The following is a 21,276-nucleotide window of genomic DNA, read 5'->3' as shown; positions in this document are numbered from 1 at the left end:
TTCTCGTCAATACCGGCGTCAAGCATGCAATGGTCGCCGACGGCTGCGCTATCGGCTCCTCGCTGAAGGCCGATGGCCGTACCTGGAACGCCGTCGATCCGCACTTCGCGCGCAAGTCGCGCGGCTGACACAGCACGGCCGCGGGCATATGAACGGCACCCTCGGCCAAGCCGATCGGATAGTAGCCCGGGCTGCCGGTGATCGCTGGATTTAGAGCAAGTTCGTTCCCGCGACCTGCCTTGTGTCGACCGTAGCCCTTGGATAACGTCGAAAATACCGAATTGATTCAGAGGCCTGTGACACAGTAGGAACGCATGACGATAAGGAATTTCTATCTGGCAGTCGCGGTGTTCGGAACTGTCGTCCCCTGGATGCTGTTCGGGTCTTTCTTCATGCAGCATGGCCCGGATATTCCGCTCTTTCTAAGATCCCTGTTCGTGAACGGTGCGGCCGGCGGGTTTTCCGCCGATGTGCTGATTTCCATCCTGGTCTTCTGGGTGTGGTCATGGCGGGATGCTGCGAGGCATAGGGTCGAGCGCTGGTGGCTGGTTCTTCCGGCAAGTTTCTTCGTTGGCCTGTCTCTGGCATTGCCGTTGTATTTCTATTTGCGCGAGCCGGAGTGAGTGCCCGCGCCGCCTGCAGGGTCGCGGCAGTGAGATAACGCGTTCTTCTGCCGCGCCGCCCGCAGTCGAGGATGGACACTGTAGGGTCGAAGATCAGCCGCGCGAAGTCGATCCGACGACTTGACCATTGTGGACGCGGCCGGTTTCACGGGCAAGCGCCACGATGATCGCCAGCATCACGGCTTCGGCAATGGCGAAGGCCAGGAAAGCGCCGGCAAACGAGCCGCCGGAGACCTTGATGACCACGCCCATCATCCAAGGCGAGATGAAGGTCGAGAGAATGCCGAAGATCTCGGCATATCCCACGGCAGCCGTTGCCAGTTCGTCGGGATATTTCTCGCTGAGCAGCGCAAAGATCGCGCCGCCGCCGAAGAGCGCGATACCGCTGAGCAGCGCCATGACGACCAGCCAGACAAACGGCAGCGCCGACATCGTGCCTATGGTGAACATCACCGCCACCAGCAGCGCCAGCACGGTCCCGAACTTTATCATCGCCGCCTTGCCCATGCGGTCGGAGACATAGCCGCCGATAACCAGGAAGAAGACCTGCGAAAGGCCCATCAGCGTACCGATCAGCGCCGCATCTTCCACGGGCATGGCATGAATGGTGATGTAGGCCGGGATAACCCAGGTCGCCGTGCCGGCAATCGCCATGGTGCAGGCCGAAATGCCGAGACCGCCGACAATGATCCAGCGCGACTTGAAGATGCTGGCCAGCGATACATTGGAGGCGCGATCCTTTTCCGGCTCCCAGAGGAAGCCCGAAATGCCGATATGGGCCGGACCGTTGCGGGTGAACAAGACGACGCAGACAGCGACGATCAGCGTGCCTGCAGCCAGGATGCCAAAGAAAGTGCGCCAGCCGAATGCGATCGTCAGCGGAATGCCAACGGCAAAATCCAGCGTGATCGCCAAGCTGTAGGCAGCAAGAATGAGGCCTATGACGCTACCGCGGCGGGCCTGCGGAAACCAGCCGATAATCAGCTTCATGTTGCCGAGGAAGATTGCCGCATCGAAAAACCCGACGAAAAGACGAAGGGCGAGCAACTGCCCGTAGCTCTGCACATAGACCTGCGCAATCATGCCAAGGCCGGTGCCCGCAAGACCGACGAGCAGCATGCCGCGTGCCGTCATGCGCTTGCTTACCTGAGACCAGACGATCATGCCAAGGCCGTAGGTGAGTGCGAAGATGCCTTGGGCAAGGCCGGCCTGCGCCGGATCGAGCTGCAGCGTTTCCGAGATGAACGGAATGACGGCGGCGAAGGCGTACCAGTCCGCCGCCAGGAACATCTCGCACAGCAGCGCCAGCGTAAGCATGCCGATTTGCCAGCGCTTTATTCTGGATTTGTCGAAATCCGATAACATTTCCCATTTCATTTGTCGGGTTCCCCTTGTTTGAAACGACTGCATCCGCAGCTGCCTTTTTTGTTGCGGCGGTTCTTCCGGTGTCGATGCAGCGGCAAGGCGGTTTCCCTTCCGCCGGCCGCATTCCGAAAAGGCTCAAGCGCCAGGCGGCGGTAGAAAATCCACGTCGTGCTCGGCGGCGATGCGGACAACTTCGGCCGGGTCGCCGACATTGTGGATGCGTTCGAACAGGCCACGCAGCTTGCCGGTCGGGGCAACCCAGAACACGCATTTCACCGTGGCATCGGCGGAATTGTTGAAGATGCCGTGAGACTGGCCCATCGGCAGGCGGATGGTGTCGCCGGGCTTGGCGGAGACCTTTTCTCCGTCGAGGAGCAGGTCGAGTTCGCCTTCCAGAAGATAGATGAACTCGTCCTGTGTCGGGTGGATGTGCGGCGGAACGAAGGTGCCGGGCGGCAGCACCGCATGCCACGCCATGGAGGCATCCGAATGCTGCTTCAGCGTATAGGTCTGGCCGAGAATGCTCCAGACGATACCCTCGCAACTCTCCGTGCTTTTGGTCACGCCGGCCGGCATGAAAACCATGGTCTGTCCTTTCTGATGTCTGGAAATGGTGTCTGCGTTAAAGAAGGCGAGCAGGCTGTCGGCGGCTTCCGGACGTTCCTCGAAGAGCAGGTGGCCGGTCTCCGGAAAAAACTCGGCGCTGGAATTGGAGATGAGCTTCAGCCAGGCATCGGCGGCGCCTGCCGGGCGCATGCGGTCGGCGCTGCCCCAGAGCAGCAGGGTGGGCGCGCTGATGCGCGGCAGCCAGCGTTCCAGCTTCGGATTGCCTTGCGGATCCTGCGCGAGAAGGCGGCCAAGCCCCATCATTTCCCGTCCCAGCGCCTGGTCGAAAGCCGGGTCCGGCACCTTCGGGAAATAGCGGACGGCTACCGTCGGATCGTGGGTCAGGTATCCCGGCAGGTCCTGCGGCGCGACCACGGAGAGATCCGGCACGGGATGCTCCGCGACGACCAGTCCGGCCGGGGCGACAAGGACCAGGCGGCGAATCTTCCCGTCGAACCGTGCCGCATATTCGGCCGCGATCCAGCCACCGAGCGAAAAACCGGCAAGATCGATGTCGCAAAGGCCGAGTTGTTCGAACAGCGTCGCGTAATGCAGCACGTAATCGTCGATCGTCGTGGCACCGTCGTCATCGGCGGATTCGCCGAAACCTGGGTGATAGGGAATGAGAACACGACGATTGGCGGCGAGCCGCCTGGCGAACTCGAAACCCGGAAACGTGCCGGCGCCGTGCAGAAAGACGATCGGTCTTCCCTGGCCGATGCCGTAAACGACGGTGCGGATGCCGTTCACGTCGATTTCGTGGCGATCGAAACCGTCCATGGCGGGAAAGAAGAAGGCGGGTTGGAGCATGACGGCTCTCCTATTCTGCAGCTTCAAGGCAATGGTGATGGATGAGGCGTGCGAGCTGGCCACTGGCTGCGGCGATCCGTTGCAGCACCAGTGGACTGGCCGGATGGCCATCCCTGAAATCCGCCTCGCTGGCATAGATGGCGGTCGGCACGCTACAGGCTTCGAAAAACCCGAAGAGCGGCCGAAGCTGGTGCTCGACCATCAGGCAATGGCGGGTGCCGCCGCCTGTAGCGGTCATCAGCACCGGGCGGTTGGTCAGCGCCCCCGGCTGCACCAGATCGAACACATGCTTGAACAGACCGCTATAGGAACCCTTGTAGACCGGTGTGCCGACGATCAGGGCGTCTGCGGCCTCGATCGCGGCGATCAGCTCCGCCGCCTGAGGCGACAGCCGCCCGTACTGCAAGGCATCGAGCTCAAGGCCCGCCAGGTCGAATATCTCGGTCTCGATGTCATGGTGATCGGCAAGGCGAGTGGCTACCGCCTCCACGAGCGCGCGCGTCTTCGAAGGCCTCTGCGTGTTGCCGCAGAAGCCTATGACCTTTGGTCCCGTCATCGTCATCGTACTCCCAGTCGGTCCGCGTCGCTGGTTGGCTGTCCGCTACCCGTGAAATTCCCTGGGCTGGGAGTATTCGGTCCGACTTGACCAATAGCAATTCCCCCCAAATGGGGGCGTTGTACCCCTGGAGCAGGACGGGAAGACTGACGGCGAATTGGCACTGCCGCCTTCAGGCAGCCCGTGCCGCAACTTCAATGAAAACAATATGAAGAGGGTGAACCCATGAGCAGTTCCGTCACGATGTTGAAGGAAGCCCGTGCCGCAAACTTCGAAACCATGCAGGCCAAGGTGGAAAGCATTCTGCCGGCGATCGAAGCAGCGGCCGAAGAGAGTGAAGCGCTCAATCGTCTCTCGGATACCACCTTCGAGCTGCTGAAGGCGAACGGCTTGTACAGCATGTTGATGCCCAAGGAGCTGGGTGGCGCGGAACTGCCGCATGTCGATGCGATGCGGCTTGCCGAGCGCGTGGCATGGGCACATGGGTCGGCCGGCTGGTGCGTCGTGGTCAACAATGCGGTCGGCGGCGTCCTTTCCGTGTTGCTTCCCGATGACGGGGCACGCGAGGTCTTCGCCGGCGGGCCGGATACGATGGTGGCGGGCAACGGTGTGCCGCGCGGCTTCGCCCGCAAGGTTGAAGGCGGTTACTTGATCAAGGGTCATTGGGCTTATGGCAGCGGCATTCACCACGCAAAGTGGATCCATTCCGGCTGCTTTCTCACCGATGACGACGGCAATATGCTGAAGTTGGCGAACGGAGCGCCGCGCATTGTCGTTACCCACCATCCACGCGATACGATCGTGCTCAAGGGCAACTGGGACGTGCTCGGCCTGCGCGCCACCGGGAGCTTCGACTATACGCTGAAGGACGGTGCGGAACTGTTCGTGCCGGATCGCTGCTGTTACGATTTCGCAGTTGCCGAAGCACAGCGCGGCGGCAAGCAATCGACGCTCGGCCTTGTCGGCTATACGGCCTGGGGTCATACGAGCTGGGCGCTGGGCGTCGGGCGCCGCATGCTGGACGAACTTGCGAAACTCGCATCCAAGCGCGTCGATGCCTTCGGCAAGATGAACGAGGGCGGCGTCTTCAAGTTCGAATTCGCCCGCGCCGAGGCCAAGTATCGCTCGGCCCGCGCCTTCATCTATCAGTCCTGGGGCGGTCTGGCCGATACGTTTGCGCATGGCGGCGAAGCCTCCGTCGAACAGATCGCCGACATCAAGCTTGCGCTGCGACATATCCACGACGTTATTTCCGAGGTCAGCACTTTCGCGCACCGTGCCGCGCGCGGCGCGTCGCTGCATGACGGGGTGATGCAGCGGTTCTACCGTGACATCCATTCGGGCACGCAGCATATCCTGATGGCCGACGAAATCGTCCAGGAATGCGGCCGCGTCTATCTCGGCGCCTACGGCCCGAATGCGAAATGGGAGGTCTTCGGCGTAAACGGCTGAGGCCCGTTCACATTTCCGTCATGAGGTGCTTGCTTTTGGTTAAATTTGCCGCAAACTCCCAGCTTGCGGTGAAAAGTACAGGAGGGGAGGGACAAGAATGTCCCTTGAAGAAGCACTCACCGCGACAGGAGGGATAAACGGATGACCTCGGCTGCTGACGTGACGCCCATCCCACCGAAGCACGGCATCGGCGATGCGATTTTGAGCATCGCCGCCAGCCGTTCGCTGCAGGCGCTTGGCGACGCCTGCGAGCGAGGCCTCCACCGTTTTATCGCCTCCGGCGCCATCGGGCTCTATTTCCTCGACGACCACAAGCCCTGTCTCTTCTACAGCAAGCAGGCGCCGCGAGGGTTCATCGAGGAATACGGCGATACCTCCTATCGCAACGACCCGATCCTCGAACATGTCGTCGATACGGGTCGACCTATCGATGGGGCTGAACTCCTGGGTGCCTCCGGCTGGCTTGCATGCGGCAATTTCAAGCTGCTCAAGCGTTGGGGGTTTACCAATTGCATGGCCGGCCCGCTGCATGTCGAAGACCGCATCGTCGGCGTCGTCTATACCGCGACCGGCGGCATGGCGGAAACCTATCCGCAAGAGGCGCGCAACGGCATGGAGCTTCTCTGCCGCGCCGGCTCCCTGGCCTTGACCCACATGATCGAGACCGGCCGGCTATCGAACCTGCCGATCGCATCGACAGGGAAAAACACCTTTCAGGCGCTCGGTCGGCCCGGCCGTCAGTTGTGCGAAAACGAAATGATCAGGCAATTGCCGCTGCGCTCTCGCGAAGTGGCGCTACTGCTGTGCGACGGCCTTTCCAACAAGGAGATCGCCCGTTCGCTCGGCATATCGCCCTACACGGTCAAGGATCATATCGACAGGCTTTGCAAGCGCCACGAAGCGCATAACCGCACCGAACTCGTTCAACGTATCCTGCGCGCGCATTGAAGCGGGCCTCGGCTGTTTTGGGGCTTTAGCAGGTCCGGGGCGGCTATCCCTGGCAGTTGCTTCTGGCCGGCGGCTTTGCCGGGATTTCATCGGCAGATCCAGTGTTCATGGCAGGACGAACCTGCCATCGGCAGGATTGTAAAAATTCCAGCATAGTCTCTTTCGCCCCTTGGAACCGAACACGGTGTCAGCGGTTCCTGCTTGCACATGCCGCCACACGCTCGATCGGGACGCAGGCGCACCAAGGGGGATCCATTGCATCACGTCATGCCTGAGGAAATCCGGCAACACTCCACGCCGCTTCCAATTCCGGCTACAAGACCCGGCCCTGCGCTCGTAGCAGCCCGTCTGATTTCGCATTTCATGGTCCTGAAAAGCGATATGGTCTACATCGCGTTGAGCGAAGCCTCGGCGGTCCGTATCGCGCAGGCGGTGCGCGCCCTTCATCCCGATATAGATCCGCTCCTGCTACCGCCTTGGGATTGTTTGCCCTATGATCGGGTTCCTCCGTCCAGACATTGCATGGGCCGACGAATGGACGCCTTGCGGGTGTGGATGGCGCGTTCCAGCGGCCCCAGGATGCTCATCACTTCGCTCGACGCCGTGTTGCAGCGGATACCGCCCGTTTCCGTCATCCGCGAAAGCTGGTACCGGCTCACGGTCGGAGACCGGTTCGATCACGCCGCTTTCCGCGCCTTTACGATGCGCACCGGCTATATCGAAGAGGGCATCGTCGACGATCCCGGAGAATTGGCGAACCGCGAAGACCTGATCGATATCTATCCCGCCGGCGCTGACGTGCCGATGCGCATCGTGCTCGACGATCACGGTTCCGTCGCCGAACTTCGATCCTATAATCCAGGCACGCAGCGGACGGAGTCTACGGTCGATGAAATGATTTTCGGTCCGGCCTCGGAGGCCGTGCTTGCCGAACCGGCTCCGGATCGCGCACCGGAGCTCGAAAAGGTCGATTGCCAGCTCCTTCAGCTTTTCGACACGCTCGACACCGTGTTCGACGCGATCGGCACCGCCGCCATCGGGCTCGCGCAGGGCGCTGACGAACGCCTCACGACGTATCTCGACATCATTGACGAAGCGCGAGAAGCGCGTGAGGAATTTGGCGGCGCAGCGATTGCTCGTTCCCTCTATCTGGGGCGTGCCGAATGGGAAGAAAAGCTGCACGCTGCGTCAGCCTTCCATCTTGCGCAGGGTGGTCAGGAGGCGCCGGGACGTTTCTGGAGGGAGGCCAATCCGCGTGAGGCTTTTCTTGACTATGTCAAGGCGCAGCTTGCTGCGGGACGGCGCATTCTGATCACCGGGCAGGGCGCGCGCTTCCGCGGGCTTTGCCGCCGTCTGGAAAGCGCCGTCGGGCGCAAGATGCGGCTGGTCGAAAGCTGGCGTGAGCTCGAGGGGGCGGAGCCCGGCAGCCTGCTGGCCCGATGCTGCGATCTTGACGACGGCTTTGCCGACCACACTCTGAACCTGGCAGTCATCCCGGCCGCCCACGTGGTCAGAGAAGCGACGACCGCCGTGGACAGCACCGTGCTTTGCGAGCCGGAGCTTCGCCCCGGGAATGTCGTCGTGCATGAAGATCACGGCGTGGCGGTGCTGAGAGGGATCGAGACCGTCGTTACCGACGGCGTCGAATGCGATGTCGCACAGCTCGAATATCATGGCGGCACCATGCTGATGGTACCGATGCACGAATTCGGCAAGCTCTGGCGTTACGGTTCACAGGCAGGAGTCGTGGGCCTCGATCGTTTGCATACCGAAGCGTGGCAGAAGAAAAGGGCGACGGTCGCCAAGGATATCCGGGCGGTCGCGCGGCATATGATGCGCGTGGCGCGGGAGCGGCAGCAGACGAAAGCAGCGGTTGTCGTTCCGCCGAGCGCAGACTATGCCCGCTTCGTTTCCCATTTTCCCTATAGTGAAACCACCGATCAGATGGCTGCCATCGAGGCTGTGCTGGCCGATCTGGCCTCGGGGCGGGTCATGAACCGGCTCGTCTGCGGCGATGTCGGTTTCGGCAAGACGGAAGTCGCGCTTCGCGCCGCTGCGGCGGTTGCTCTCTCCGGCGGTCAGGTGATTGTCGTTGCGCCGACGACGGTGCTGGCCCGCCAGCATTTCTCGACCTTTCAACGGCGATTTGCCGGCACGGGGGTTGAGGTTGCGATGCTCTCCCGCGTCGTGCCTGCTGCCGAGGCAAAGCAGGTCAAGGCGGCGCTTGCCGCTGGGGAAGTCAGCATCGTGGTGGCCACGCAAGCCGTTCTCGCAAAGGATGTTTCCTTCGCGAAGCTCCAATTGCTGATCGTTGACGAGGAGCAACGATTTGGGGCGCGCGACAAGACAAGGCTACAGGCTTTGGCGCCGTCGCTTCATACATTGATCATGTCCGCGACGCCTATACCTCGCACGTTGCAGACGGCGATGGTCGGCATGCGCGAGATCAGCCTGTTGACAACGGCGCCGGCATTGCGGCGCCCAGTGCGCACCTCGTTGACCGCATTCGATCGAGGCTCCGCCCGGGTCGCCCTGCTGCGGGAACACCGTCGCGGCGGACAAAGCTTCTTCATCGCGCCGCAAATCGACGATCTCGCCGCACTTGAGGCGGTCATTACAGAGATCGTGCCGGAACTATCCGTGAGAGTCGCCCATGGTCAAATGCCGGCTGCGGAGATGGACGAGATCATGGTGGGGTTTGCCGAAGGGCATGGAGATATTCTTCTCTCGACGAACATCATCGAAAGCGGGCTCGACGTGCCTCGCGCCAACACAATGTTCGTATGGCGCGCCGATCGTTTCGGCCTGACACAGCTTCACCAGTTGCGCGGGCGCGTCGGGCGAGGCAAGGCGCAGGGCAGTGTCTATCTGCTTCTCGAACCCGGAAAGGATGTTTGCGAGCAGACACGGATGCGCCTTTCGACGCTCATAGAATATGACCGGCTTGGTTCCGGCCTCGATATCAGCCTCGAGGATCTCGATCTCAGGGGCGGAGGCGAGATCGTCGGCGAAAGCCAGGCCGGCCATATGAAGGTCATGGGTATCAGTCTCTATCAGAGACTGCTTGCACGCGCGGTTTCGGCTCTTCGCAAGGAACCGGTTGACGTCGGCGAAGCCATATCCCTCAACCTCGGCCTCGCCGGCTCGATTCCGGCGGACTACGTCAACGATGTCACGATGCGGCTGAACCTTTACGCCAGGCTGATGCGCGCCACCACGCGCAAGGCAATCGACGACTTGGCCGATGAGTTCGAGGATCGCTTCGGAGAGAGTCCGCAAGGTGTCGAAATTCTGCTGCGGTTGGCGCGGCTGAAAATGCAAGCCGCCGCCTACGGCATCTCCAGTCTGGATGGCGGTCCGCGCGCGATAGCCATCGGCTTTGCCAGGGCGCCGTCGCGCAAGATCGTGGCCATGTTGTCGAAGCCACACGCGCCGGTGTCGCGTGGTGGCCGCCTGCTCTATGAATTTCCAAGCAAGGATGGGCTTGAAAGGCTTGCTTTCCTTGAAACGCTTCTCGGGTGTTAAACGACCTTATGCGTCAGCTTTTGGCGAACGGAGCCTTCGATGTGCGTCTGCGGCTGCCTCGATGGCTGTTCATGGTGCATGGTCGCATACCGGGTGTCTCCCTCGATTTGACCCACGACCACTTTCGATCATGGTCGCTGTCCGGCACTCCTCGGTGACGGACGCGCTGCATGTTTTGGAAGGCGCACGATTGATCTCGTCGACGAGAAGCAACCTAAAAATCCGGGACCGGACTGGTGGATTTTGCCGGGGGAGGCCTACGGCACGCCTGAAGCGAAGCATGCGCGATTTGCCGCTATGCCTCTGATAGAAGAGTTTTAAGCGCCGATCTGCTTCAATCCGTTCGGGCAGCGCTCCATGCGATCGGGGCGGTGCCTGCCGGTTTAGGCGAAGAATTAGCTCGCCTTTCGCGGAATGAGAAGAGGGACGTCTTGTGGTTGCCGCGTCCGGTAAGCCAGCGCCCAATCCCTGATTTGAACGCTCAAGCCCATTTCGATAAAGCGGTACGTCAGCGAGGACACCGCTACGGTCGCAAGAACGGTAACGCCAACGCAAAACCATCCCTGAAGCGGGCTGCCCCAAGCATAACGCTCATTTGCCCACATTACCCCCCACATGACGATGGGATGCGTGAGGTAGATCGAATACGAGATATCACCAAGATAACCTAAAATGCGGCCGCAGCGTATATGTAATGTCTTATCGGCGATGACCACGATCGTGAGCAGAAAAGCCAACGACGTTCCGACGCCGGACAGGCCGTGCGCAATGCCTGCATTTGCCAGATATTGATAGAGGACAGGCAGAGGCGCAATGAAAACGGCCAGGAGAGCCAGCCTCGGGCTCGGAAATCGTATGGCAGGGCAGCGATAAAGCATTCCTATCGCTATTCCCGCAAGAAACAGAAGATTGAGCGGACTTGTGACGATCGCCGCTATCGCCGATCGCAGCGTCAAAGAGGACAGCAGTTCCGGCGCGAGCAAGGGCGGCAGCAGGATCGCTGCCGCAGCCCATATCGAAAGCAGCTTCCAGAACTTCAATCCGCAAAACAGCGCCACGGAGAAAAGCAAGTAGAAATACACTTCATAATTTATCGACCACCCCACTGTCATCGTCGGTGAGAAGATGTTGGGATAATCGGCGTTCTGAACAGGCAGGAAGGACAGACTGCGCAGGAGAAGCAGCCCGGTTTGCCTTTCCGCGCTTCGTTCAATCACGAAAATCACGATCGTGCAAAGCATGTACAGCGGACAGATGCGCGCCAACCTTTTGACAAGGAATGTGATCGGCGAAACGATGGTTGTGTTGCCGCCAACCTTTTTCGTCGACGACAGAAAGATGACGAAGCCGCAGATCAGGAAGAACAGATCGACGCCGATCACGGAGGGAGCATGGAAAAGCTTCGTTCCCAAGCTCTGCCCCGCCGGCCCGAGGAATATGGCCGCGTGCCAAAGAAGCACTCCCAAGGCAGCAACCGCTCGCATCACCTGAATGATTTTCAGCTTCTCGCTAGGCGTGGACGATAATAAGTCTTGCTTATTAGTTGCTCGTAACTCCACTGATCACCGACACGATTCGATAGCTTGCAAACGGCTAGGTTGCAATGATACACGAGTTACTAAAGCGAAATGTTGCATAAAACACACGCTCGCCGATGCGCTCATTTACGCCGATCTACGATGTGAATTGCCCCCTTCGATTGGACGGTCAGCATTCGCAGACGGGCTGAAACACTAGCTCATATCCAACCACTCGGCATATCGAGGTGATCACGATGTCTGCCGAAGGCGGTGAACAAGGACATCGAGACGGCGGTTTCAACGCATGCTTTCTAGCCGATGGTTCAGCGGTGGCCTGCGATCCGGGAGAAGAATGTCTTGTAAGCCGACAAACTGGCCCACGCCCAGGCCACCAATTCCAAGACAATTTCATCGCCTTCCTGCGCGAGAATTATACGACTCTCGTCTCTTTCGGTCCGCTCGCTGCGGCGAAATAGTCATGCCCAGCCGTCGACGATAGGCTTCATCGGAACCGATCCATCACTGACGTTACGGTGCGGGCCTTCCAGGTCGGACAGGATCGCTTCGCCCGACTGACCGCAGCTATCTCGCGGCTGGAGGACGTGAAACGCTGAAACCCGCGACCAGCTTTGATTGCCTGCTACGCCTGCGGGATGGCGCCTGGCGCGGTGTGCGCCGGATGACGCCATTCGCGGTCCTGTTTCGCATGTCAATCGATTTGTCGGCCGCATGCGCGATCTTCTTGTCGGTTCTCACCACTGGCGACGCCTCGGGCGCAGATGCGGCAGCGGCCAGGGCCGCCGCCATCCACGACGCGATCATGGGTTTCGAGCATGGCTATCAGACCAGGATCGGCTCGCTCGGATCTCGGCTTTCCGGTGGGGAGCGCCAGCGGATTTGCATCGCCCGGGCGATCCTGAAGGACACGCCGATCGTTATTCTCGACGAGGCGACGTCGGCGCTCGATCCGGAACAGGAGGAGGAGATTCAGCGGGCGATATCGGCGCTCGCCGCCGGCCGCACCCTCCTTGTCATTGCGCATGACCTGCCGTCCATCGTTTTGGCGAACCAGATCGTTCTCCTGAACGACGGCAAGATTGAAGCTAGCGGCACCCACGAAACCTTGCTTGAATCGTCGCCCACCTATCGGCGCCTCTGGAAACGGTCAGTGGAAATGCGGCAGTGGCAAATTGCTGACGACCATCGTTAAACAATACAGCCGCAGTCAATCAATACGACAGGATGTCCGCATCTGGATGAGAAACCAGCGCTTTTTTGACTCACGCGATCACACGTTCTGATTATTTCTGCTTGCGCCTAAACCTGATTACGAGGTCGATTGCGACGATTTTCATTCCAGATGATGTTCTCTGGAAAAACACGAGCCCCAGATGGGGCAATCAGCAAACCATTGACCAAGAATTTGCGACAAGCCTGAAATACTCTGTTCAGGAACAGGGCAGGATACCCCTCAGGATCGTTTCGGCGATGGTGGCGGCGGCCTTGTCGTAGTCGCCGGCTTTTAGGCGTGACGTCTTGAGGGCGTCGATGGCGACGGGTTCGAAGTCGGAATAGAACTGTGTCGAGGCCCAGAGCATGATGAACAGGTGGCGGGGATCGACCGGCAGCATTTTGCCGGCGGCGATCCAGCCTTCGATGACGGTGACATGTCTATCCGTCACCTGGCGGATATGCTCGCGGTCCTTCTTCGTCAGGAAGCGGGCGCCCTGGATGATCTCGCTGGCGAAAAGCCGGGACTCGGCCATGTTCTTGCGTGTGTAGTCCAGCTTCGCCTTGATATACAGCCGGAAGGCGTCCGCAGGCTCGCGCTCGGGCGAGATATATTTCAGCGCATTGTCCCAGCTTGCCAGGAGATGGGCGATGATGGCGGTATAGATCTCTTCCTTGGAGGAGAAATAATAATAGACGTTGGCTTTGGGCAGTCCCGAGGCCTCGGCGATCTCGGCAATGCGCGTGCCGTCGAAACCCTTGCGCGCGAAAATCTCGATCCCAGCCTTGATGATCAGCCTGATGTTGCGCTCGCGGATGCGCTCTTCCGGATCGCGTGCTGCCCTTGCCATGCGTCTTTGCCTCCGTTCCGCCGTCGTTTCTGCCAGCAATTCTGCGTGGTGGCGACTTGAATCTTTCGCAATTCCCGCCTTTTCGAGGGTAATGCGAGCAATGCCTCTATTGCATAAAGCTGACGCTTTGGTCAAAAAAATCTGACCGGAGTATCATTTTTTCTGTTTTGAAAGTTGACACTTTGGTCAGCTTTTGACTAGTCTCCAGCCATCGGAAGAGCGAGGAGGTAGCGCAGTGCCGGCAAGACTGAAAAAGGCGATGGCGCAGACGCTCGCCGGCTGGGAAGCGGACCTGCCGCAGAACTGGCGCGATGCACTCGGTCCAATCGGCGACGATTTCGACCGCATCGACGCGGGCCTCGATTTCGAAGCCTGGGAGCCGATCTTCCCCGCGCGGCGCGGCAAGACCTTTCCCGGCCAGCCGAAGGGCGCGCATATTCTCGCCGCCTTCGACGGGATAGCGCCTGAAGGGGTACGCTGCATGATCCTCGGGCAGGATCCCTATCCCGAGCCCGGCTTCGCCACGGGGCGCGCCTTCGAGGCGGGCAATCTTGCCGGCTGGGCCGAACTCGACAAGATGTTTTCCAAAAGCATCCGCGCCTATATGCAGCTCATTGCGGCGGCGCGCCTTGGCGACGAAAGCCTGTCGCGCGATTTCGCCCGCTGGCCCGATGTGCGCCATCTGCTCTGCGATCCCACGGCCGGTTTCGAGTCACCAAGCGCGATTGCCGACCGCTGGGTCGGCGAGGGCGTGCTGCTCCTGAATGCTTCGCTGACGCTGTCGCGTTTCCGCGTCGATATCGATCCGCATCAGTCGCGCGGGCATCTTCCCTTCTGGCGCCCTCTGATGTTGCGCGTGGTCGAAAGGCAGATGGCGCGGGGAACGCCGATCGTCTTTCTCGGGTTTGGCGATGCGGCTGCGGATATTCTGGCGGAGGCGGGCATCCGTGAAGGGCTGGCCGGTTCGATCGGTTATGTCCAGCGCGCCCATCCGGCCTTTGCCGATCGGGTGCTTGGCCACGAGAACCCGTTCCTTCTTTGCAATTCCTATCTGGAGACGATGGGCGCTCAGCCCGTCGCTTGGTGAACCATGTCCGCTTCTGTTGAATATGATTTCATTGTCGTCGGCGCGGGCTCTGCGGGCTGCGTCGTCGCAAACCGCCTGTCGAAAGACCCTGGTAATCGCGTGCTGCTTCTCGAAGCCGGCGGCAAGGATCGCAATCCACTTTTTCGTCTGCCGATGCTGATGGGCAAACTCTTCCATTCCGGCATCTACAACTGGCATTATCACACCGAGCCGGAGCCCTATCTCGACGGCCGCTCGCTCTACTGGCCGCGTGGCAAGGTTCTCGGCGGAACCTCGACGATCAACGGCATGATCTATGTGCGCGGCAATCGCCACGATTACGACCGCTGGGCGCAGTCCGGTCTGCCCGGCTGGTCCTATGACGAGGTGCTGCCGGCGTTTCGACGCTCGGAGGCGCATGTTCAGCGCAACGGCGAATTCCACGGCGCCGAGGGCGAACTGACCGTCTGCCGGGCGCGGGGACACAATCCGCTGATGGACGTGTTCTGCGCAGCGGGCCAGCAGGCCGGCTATCCCGCCAATGACGACTTCAACGGCGCAAACCAGGAAGGCTTTGGCCGCTACGATTTCACCATCCGCAAGGGCAAGCGCTGGTCGACCTCATGGGCTTTCCTGCGCCCCGCTCTCGGCCGCCCGAACCTGACCGTGCTGACGGGTGCGGAAACCACGCGCCTCATCATTGAAAACGGCCGGGCGCGCGGCGTCGAATATCTCCGGGACGGCAAGCTTGAGAAGGTTTTTACACGCGGCGAAGTCATCCTTTCCTCGGGCGTCGTCAATTCGCCCAAGGCCCTGCTCCTCTCCGGCATCGGACCGGCCGACGAGTTGAGGGCGCTCGGCATCACGCCGGTGCATGACCTGCCCGGCGTCGGCAAGAACCTGCAGGATCACGTCGATTGCGTGATGAGTTGGGAATGCCGCGAGCCGATCACGCTGTTCGGCGATCTGCGCGCCGACAAGCTTATTCCGGCGGTCGCGCAGGGCATGTTGTTCGGAGAAGGTATCACCACCACCTTCCCGTATGAGGCCGGCGCCTTCATCCGCTCGCGCGATGATCTGGTCGCGCCGGATATCCAGCTGCATTTCATGCCGGCGCTGGAGAAGACCGCCAACCTGCATTTCCCCAATCCCTTCGCCAAGAAGCAGGCGGTGGAGGCCAATCACGGCTTCACGATCCGGGTCGGCCCGGTCAATCCGGTCAGCCGCGGCGAAATCACGCTGCGTTCGGCAAACCCGACCGACAAACCGAAGATTCTCGCCAACTACCTCAAGGACGAGTTCGACGTCCGCACGATGATCGATGCCATCCGGCTGACGCGCGAGATCGTCGGGCAGCAGGCCTTCGACCGCTATCGCGGCAACGAGCTGGCGCCCGGCCCCGCCGCTCTCGACGCTGCGGCGCTGACGCGCTGGCTGCGGGCGACGGCGATGACCACCTTCCATCCGGTCGGAACCGCCAAGATGGGCAACGATCCCATGGCGGTGGTCGATGCGCGGCTGAAAGTCCATGGCATCGCGGGCCTGCGTGTCGCCGATGCCTCGATCATGCCGGTCATTTCCAGCGGCAACACCAATGCGCCCGCCATCATGATCGGCGAGAAATGCGCCGAATTCATCCTGAATGCATAAGGAGGGATCGATGATCCTCGAACACCGCACCTATACCTTCAAGCCCGGCACGGTCGACAAATGGATGAAGAAATACGAGGCCGACGGCCTGCCGGTGCAGAAGCGCCACCTCAACAAGTTCGTCGGCCTTTACGCTTCCGAAATCGGAACGCTGCACACCACCGTTCTGATGTGGGCCTATGACAGTCTGGCCGATCGCGAGGCGCGCCGTTCGGCCATGTATGCCGATCCGGACTGGCAGAAATTCATCTCCGAGGTCTGGGCGCTGGATGCGATCCAGAAGCAGGAGGTGATGATCATGAATCCGGCTTCGTATTCGCCACCGCTGTGAAAACGCCTGACCAACGATAAACCTCAAGAAAGAAAAGGGAACCGACATGACAGACAAGACTGGGACGCCGATGCACCATTCCATGAACCGCCGTGCATTTCTGCAGGCGAGCGCCGGCGCGGCAGCGCTCGGCTTCGCCGCCACCATCCTTCCGGATTTCGCCAAAGCCGCTGGCGGGCTGGTCGCGCTGGTTCACACCCAGGCCGCCGGCGACAATGGCCCGGTCGACCAGATGATCGCCAAGCTGAAGCAGCTTTCGGAGGAAAAAGGCTTCGAATACCGCGCTATCTATGCGCAGGATCCGGCAACCTACGAGACCGTCTTCCGCACGCTCGGCGATGCCGGCGCGTCCATCATCGTCTCGACCTTCAACGAAGTGGCAGAGCCGTTCAAGGCGCTGGCGCCGTCCTATCCGGATACCAAGTGGATCCAGCTGTTCGGCGATGCCTTCGAGCCCGCCATCCCCAATGTCGTGACTGTTTCCTACGACTATTATCTCGGCTGCTATCTCTCCGGCGTCTTTGCCGCGCGGATGTCGACGACCGGCAAGATGGGCTTCATCGGCGGCATTTCCATTCCGCCGATCAATGCCGATTTCAACGCCTTCAAGGCCGGCGTGCAGTCGGTCAAGCCCGATGCGACGGTGACCGCCGCCTTTGCCGGTTCCTTCCAGGATCCGGCGAAGGGTCAGGAAATCGCCACCCAAATGTACAATAGCGGCATCGACTACATCCAGACGGACGCGGCCGCCACCGATGGCGGCATCATCGCTGCGGCGAGCGAACATGAAGGTCGCATGGTAAGCTGCCTGGCGCCGGCGCAGTTCCAGCTCGGCCCGAAATCCGTTATCTCGATCGTCAGCCTCGATTTCGGCGTCTCGCTCTACAATGAGGTTACCAATGCAGTCGGTTCAGCATGGAAGGGTGGCGTGCATGAGCATACCGGCCTCGGCACCGGCGTCATCGACTTCATTCCATCGCCGATCTTTGCCGAACAGGGGCCGCCTGCGCTGACCGCCAAAGCGAAGGAGGCTCTTGCCGAAGTCGACAAGGTGCGCGCCGGCATTCTGGACGGATCGATCAAGATTCCGTTCAACACCACGCTCTGAGCTTTCACAAGCCGGTCCGTCGGGACCGGCGTGCCAGGCCTTGGCGACGAAGTCGGCGGGTTCGCGAACGTCATGCTGTCGACGGTCGCGGCCCCTGCTCTCTGATGGGATCGATAGCATGTCCAACCCTCCGAAATCCGCGCTGGAATGCCGGGATGTCACCGTCAAGTTCGGCGACGTCACCGCGCTGTCGGGTGTTTCCGTTGCCTTTGCCGCCGGTCGGATCCATGCGGTCGTCGGCCAGAACGGCGCCGGCAAGACCACCTTTGCCCGCGTGACGGCGGGGCTGGTCTCGCCGACGACGGGCGCAGTCGACGTGATGGGCCGGGAAATCCGCACCGGCCATGTCGGCGAAAGCCGGGCGGCGGGTGTCGAGCTGGTGCATCAGAGCTTTGCGCTGCCGCCCTCCTTCACCGTAGCCGAGGCTATGGAATTCGGCGCGACCGGCAAGGGCGGCATCTACAGCCGCAAGGGCCTGGCCGCCAAATGGCGGGCGCATCTGGCCGGGCTCGATGTGCAGGTCGATCTCAACAGGCGCATCCGCGACCTGCCGATCGAAACCCAGCAAGGCATCGAGATCGCACGTGCCCTGGTCACCGATGCGCGCGTGCTCATCCTCGACGAACCGACCGCCGTGCTCTCGCCCACCGGGATCGAGATGCTGTTTGCGCGTGTCCGCCGCCTCAAGGAACGCGGTGTCACCGTGATCCTCATCCTGCACAAGATCCGCGAAGTTCTCGGCATTGCTGATAGCGTGACGGTACTGCGCGGTGGCCGCAAGGTCGAGGGGCCGCTTGATATCGCCGAGGTCTCCGCCGAGCGTCTCGCCAATCTGATCGTCGGCGACGCCGTCGCCAAGACACTTGGGCCACAGGATCGCGGTGCCCTTGTCGGGACCAGCACCGCATCCGGTGAGGAAGCGGCCCGGCCGGACAGGGCTGGTGGCCCCGCCGTCCTGTCGATGCGTTCCGTTTCCACCCGCCCTGACGGCGAGGGGATCGCACTCGACGGCATCGACCTGGAGATCCGCCCCGGCGAAATCGTCGGTATCGCCGGTGTCGAGGGCAACGGCCAGAAAACGCTGGTGCGAGCGATTTCGGCGCTTGCCGATCTCTCCGACGGCACGATCGGCCTTGCCGGTCATGACGTGACCGTGCAACCGCTCGCCAATCGCCGCGCCGTCGGCCTGCGCATCATTCCCTTCGAGCGCAATGTCGAGGGCCTGAGCCTGACAAGTTCGCTGTGGCAGAACTGGAGCGCGCGCGAATTGCTGCAAGGCAGCCTGCTCAAGGTGATCCGCCCCGCCGCGATCCGCGAGGCCTGCGACCGTTCGCTGAAGCAATGGAGCGTCCACTATCACAGCTGCGGCCAGCGCGCCGGCTCGCTGTCAGGCGGCAATGCCCAGAAGGTGATATTCGCGCGCGAGGTCGATGCGGAGGCGAAGCTGATCATCGCCGCCCAGCCGACGCGCGGCCTCGATATCGGCGCCACGGCTTTCGTCTGGCAGGCGCTCAGGCAAGCGCGCGACCGGGGTGCTGCGATCCTGCTGATCTCCTCCGATCTCGACGAACTTTTCGACATCTCCGACCGCGTCGTGGTGATGCTGTCCGGGCGCATCAACGGGGAGTTCCGCGCGCCCTTCGACATTGCCTCGGTGGGCGCGGCCATGACCGGCGCTGCTGCGAGGGCACACGCATGAAAGACAGTCTCAACACCGTTGTCCGCAGCCTGATTTTCGTCGTCCTCGCGCTGATGCTCTGCGCGGTGGTGTTCCAGTTCGCCGGCTATAATGCACCCGTCATGCTCTGGGCCGTGTTGGATGGCGCTTTCCTGCGCAGCGGCGCAATCGAGCAGAGCCTGCGCTGGGCACTGCCGCTGTTCATCACCGCCGTCGGCGTCAGCATTTCCTTCCGCGCCGGCTTTTTCAACATTGGCGCACAGGGCCAGTTCTATGTCGGTGCGATTTGCGCGGCCTTCGCCGCCGAGGTCTTCAAGGGCGGTCCGGCCCTGCTCGTCATTCCGGCGCTGTTGATCTCCGGCATGGCCGGCGGCGCACTCTGGGCGCTGTGGCCGGGCCTGCTGCGCCTGCGCTCCGGCACCGACGAGGTGATCACCACGCTGATGGGCAATTTTCTTGCCGGGCTGCTGCTGGTCTATGTCACCTCCGGGCCGTTGAAAGATCCCTCCGGTTCCGGCCAGCAAGCCTCCAGCCGCCCGCTCGATGCCGCCTATCGCCTGTCGAATTCGCTCGGGCTTTCTCCGACGATCATCGCCATCGCCGTTATCGTCGGCATTGCGATGTGGCTTCTGGTCAACCGCACCGCCTTCGGCGTGTTGGCGAGCCTGGCCGGGTGCAACGGCACGATGGTGGAATGGCAGGGCGCGCGTCTGTGGAAACTCGGCCTGTCGAGTTTCCTGATTTCGGGGGCGCTGGCGGGTCTGGCCGGCACCATCGAATTCATGGGGCCGAACGGGCGCATCGCCTCCGGTTTCCTGCCGGCGCATGGCTTCACCGCGATCCTGATCGCGCTCGTCGCTAATCTCTCGGTGGTGGGAACGGCGGTCGCATCCGTCTTCTTCGGCGGCCTTGCATCTGCGGCACTTTACCTGCCGATCATGGCCGGCCTGCCGGCGGCGGCGATCGACATCATCAATGCGGCGATCGCGCTGTTCATCACCGCACGCTCGAAGCTCATCGACAAGGTGCTGCGTCTGGGAGGGCCTGCGCAATGAACGAGATCATCATCGCCATCCTGCGCTCGGGAACGCCGCTGATCTACGTCACGCTTGCCGGCGTCATCGCCCAGCGGGCAGGGGTGTGGAATCTCGGGCTCGAAGGCCTGATGATCATCGGCGCCTGCGCCACGATCATCGGCATCATGGTCACGCAATCCGTGGCCGCCGCGCTTCTCATCGCGATGGCGCTCTGCGTGCTGGCTTCGATCCTTCTCTGGTTCGTCATCGACAGGCTGAAGGCCAATCCGATCATCGCCGGCCTCGGTCTCACCGGGCTTGGCGTCGGCGGCACGGCGCTGGCGGTGCAATCGATCTTCGGCAGCCAGGCGACCGTTACCGCGCCCTTCGGTCTTCCCAAGCTTGGGCCGGCCTTCGGCGCCTATGGCGTGCTGTCGGTTGCGGTCGCGGCGATGCCCTTCGTCGTCTTCGCCCTATGGCTGCTTCTCCGGCGCACGCGCTTCGGCTTGCGGCTCGCGGCTTGCGGCGAGCATCCCTTCGCCGCGCGCGGCGTCGGCGCCAATCCGTCGAGGATGCGGCTGGTGGCGTTGTGCATCGGCGGCGTGCTCTGCGCCATCGGCGGGGCGGAACTGGCGGCCGGCAGCCTGCAATTTTTCGCGCAAGGCATGACTGCCGGGCGCGGCTTCATGGCTTTCGCCGCCGTCATCTTTGGCGCCTCGCATCCGGTTGGTGCCACCTTCGCGGCCCTGTTCTTCGCTGTCGTCGGGGCCATCGGCATCCGGGCGCAGCTGATGTTCGGCGACAGAATCCCGCACGACCTGTTGCAGGCTTTGCCGTATCTCGCCACCATCTTCGGGGTCTGGCTGTCCGGCAAGCTGCGCGGCGGCGCCAAGGCCGCAAGCTCGTTTGCCGAACTCAGGGATCAATAATCCTATTTCCGG

Annotated in this window: 17 protein-coding genes; 12 read left to right on the top strand and 5 right to left on the bottom strand. The window is 61.6% G+C overall.

Going from position 1 to position 21,276, the window contains the following annotated elements; all coding sequences use genetic code 11:
- Window positions 1–314 precede the first annotated feature (314 nt).
- On the top strand, window positions 315–623 hold the full coding sequence (locus tag P7F60_RS22765; RefSeq protein WP_277919987.1) for a DUF2834 domain-containing protein: 309 nt from the start codon (window positions 315–317) through the stop codon (window positions 621–623).
- Window positions 624–716: 93 nt separating this feature from the next.
- Here P7F60_RS22765 and P7F60_RS22760 read toward each other — a convergent pair whose 3' ends face one another.
- The 3 genes from P7F60_RS22760 to msuE all read right to left on the bottom strand — a co-directional run bounded on the left by P7F60_RS22760 (window position 717) and on the right by msuE (window position 3,960).
- Entirely contained in the window at window positions 717–1,940 is a 1,224-nt protein-coding gene (locus P7F60_RS22760; RefSeq protein WP_277919986.1) for an MFS transporter, read from the bottom strand.
- 183 nt (window positions 1,941–2,123) lie between these two features.
- Window positions 2,124–3,404 carry an alpha/beta fold hydrolase gene (locus P7F60_RS30850; RefSeq protein WP_347276883.1) on the bottom strand — a complete coding sequence of 427 codons (1,281 nt, stop codon included), beginning with the start codon at window positions 3,402–3,404 and terminating at the stop codon, window positions 2,124–2,126.
- Window positions 3,405–3,414: 10 nt separating this feature from the next.
- Window positions 3,415–3,960, bottom strand: a complete 546-nt coding sequence (gene msuE / locus P7F60_RS22745) for an FMN reductase (RefSeq protein ID WP_277919985.1) — start codon at window positions 3,958–3,960, stop codon at window positions 3,415–3,417.
- Window positions 3,961–4,185: 225 nt separating this feature from the next.
- Here msuE and P7F60_RS22740 point away from each other — a divergent pair, with 225 nt between their 5' ends.
- The 3 genes from P7F60_RS22740 to P7F60_RS22730 all read left to right on the top strand — a co-directional run bounded on the left by P7F60_RS22740 (window position 4,186) and on the right by P7F60_RS22730 (window position 9,885).
- Window positions 4,186–5,412, top strand: coding sequence for an acyl-CoA dehydrogenase family protein (locus P7F60_RS22740; protein ID WP_277919984.1), 1,227 nt, complete (start codon window positions 4,186–4,188; stop codon window positions 5,410–5,412).
- A gap of 141 nt (window positions 5,413–5,553) precedes the next feature.
- Entirely contained in the window at window positions 5,554–6,360 is an 807-nt protein-coding gene (locus P7F60_RS22735; RefSeq protein ID WP_277919983.1) for a LuxR C-terminal-related transcriptional regulator, read from the top strand.
- Between the two features lie 381 nt (window positions 6,361–6,741).
- A complete protein-coding gene (locus P7F60_RS22730) occupies window positions 6,742–9,885 on the top strand; it encodes a DEAD/DEAH box helicase (RefSeq protein ID WP_277919982.1) in 3,144 nt (1,047 codons plus the stop codon).
- A 395-nt stretch (window positions 9,886–10,280) separates the two neighbouring features.
- Here the strand turns inward: P7F60_RS22730 and P7F60_RS22725 are convergent, their stop codons facing one another.
- Window positions 10,281–11,369 (bottom strand): acyltransferase, encoded by a 1,089-nt coding sequence (locus P7F60_RS22725; protein ID WP_277919981.1) that lies wholly within the window; start codon window positions 11,367–11,369, stop codon window positions 10,281–10,283.
- Between the two features lie 715 nt (window positions 11,370–12,084).
- Between P7F60_RS22725 and P7F60_RS22720 the strand changes: the two genes are divergently transcribed.
- A complete protein-coding gene (locus tag P7F60_RS22720) occupies window positions 12,085–12,615 on the top strand; it encodes an ATP-binding cassette domain-containing protein (RefSeq protein ID WP_277919980.1) in 531 nt (176 codons plus the stop codon).
- A 238-nt stretch (window positions 12,616–12,853) separates the two neighbouring features.
- On the opposite strand, the gene P7F60_RS22715 is transcribed toward P7F60_RS22720, so the two are convergent.
- Window positions 12,854–13,486, bottom strand: coding sequence for a TetR family transcriptional regulator C-terminal domain-containing protein (locus tag P7F60_RS22715; protein ID WP_277919979.1), 633 nt, complete (start codon window positions 13,484–13,486; stop codon window positions 12,854–12,856).
- A gap of 259 nt (window positions 13,487–13,745) precedes the next feature.
- Between P7F60_RS22715 and P7F60_RS22710 the strand changes: the two genes are divergently transcribed.
- The 7 genes from P7F60_RS22710 (at window position 13,746) to P7F60_RS22680 (ending at window position 21,264) form a co-directional block, all read left to right on the top strand.
- Window positions 13,746–14,573, top strand: a complete 828-nt coding sequence (locus P7F60_RS22710; protein ID WP_347276886.1) for a uracil-DNA glycosylase — start codon at window positions 13,746–13,748, stop codon at window positions 14,571–14,573.
- Window positions 14,574–14,576: 3 nt separating this feature from the next.
- Window positions 14,577–16,202, top strand: coding sequence for a choline dehydrogenase (locus P7F60_RS22705; RefSeq protein WP_277919977.1), 1,626 nt, complete (start codon window positions 14,577–14,579; stop codon window positions 16,200–16,202).
- Window positions 16,203–16,212: 10 nt separating this feature from the next.
- Window positions 16,213–16,533: an NIPSNAP family protein gene (locus P7F60_RS22700; protein ID WP_277919975.1), complete on the top strand. Its 321-nt coding sequence runs from the start codon at window positions 16,213–16,215 to the stop codon at window positions 16,531–16,533.
- 82 nt (window positions 16,534–16,615) lie between these two features.
- A complete protein-coding gene (locus tag P7F60_RS22695; RefSeq protein ID WP_347276885.1) occupies window positions 16,616–17,641 on the top strand; it encodes a BMP family ABC transporter substrate-binding protein in 1,026 nt (341 codons plus the stop codon).
- Window positions 17,642–17,759: 118 nt separating this feature from the next.
- Complete coding sequence (locus tag P7F60_RS22690; RefSeq protein WP_277919973.1) at window positions 17,760–19,340, top strand: ATP-binding cassette domain-containing protein; 1,581 nt, start codon at window positions 17,760–17,762, stop codon at window positions 19,338–19,340.
- On the top strand, window positions 19,337–20,374 hold the full coding sequence (locus tag P7F60_RS22685; protein ID WP_277919972.1) for an ABC transporter permease: 1,038 nt from the start codon (window positions 19,337–19,339) through the stop codon (window positions 20,372–20,374). The genes P7F60_RS22690 and P7F60_RS22685 overlap by 4 nt, the downstream gene beginning before the upstream one ends.
- Complete coding sequence (locus P7F60_RS22680; protein WP_277919971.1) at window positions 20,371–21,264, top strand: ABC transporter permease; 894 nt, start codon at window positions 20,371–20,373, stop codon at window positions 21,262–21,264. The genes P7F60_RS22685 and P7F60_RS22680 overlap by 4 nt, the downstream gene beginning before the upstream one ends.
- Window positions 21,265–21,276: the final 12 nt, after the last annotated feature.

Source organism: Rhizobium sp. YJ-22 (assembly GCF_029601685.1).
Lineage (GTDB): Bacteria > Pseudomonadota > Alphaproteobacteria > Rhizobiales > Rhizobiaceae > Metarhizobium.
The sequence above is the reverse complement of the archived record's forward strand: the minus strand, read 5'-3'. Positions and strand labels throughout refer to the sequence as shown.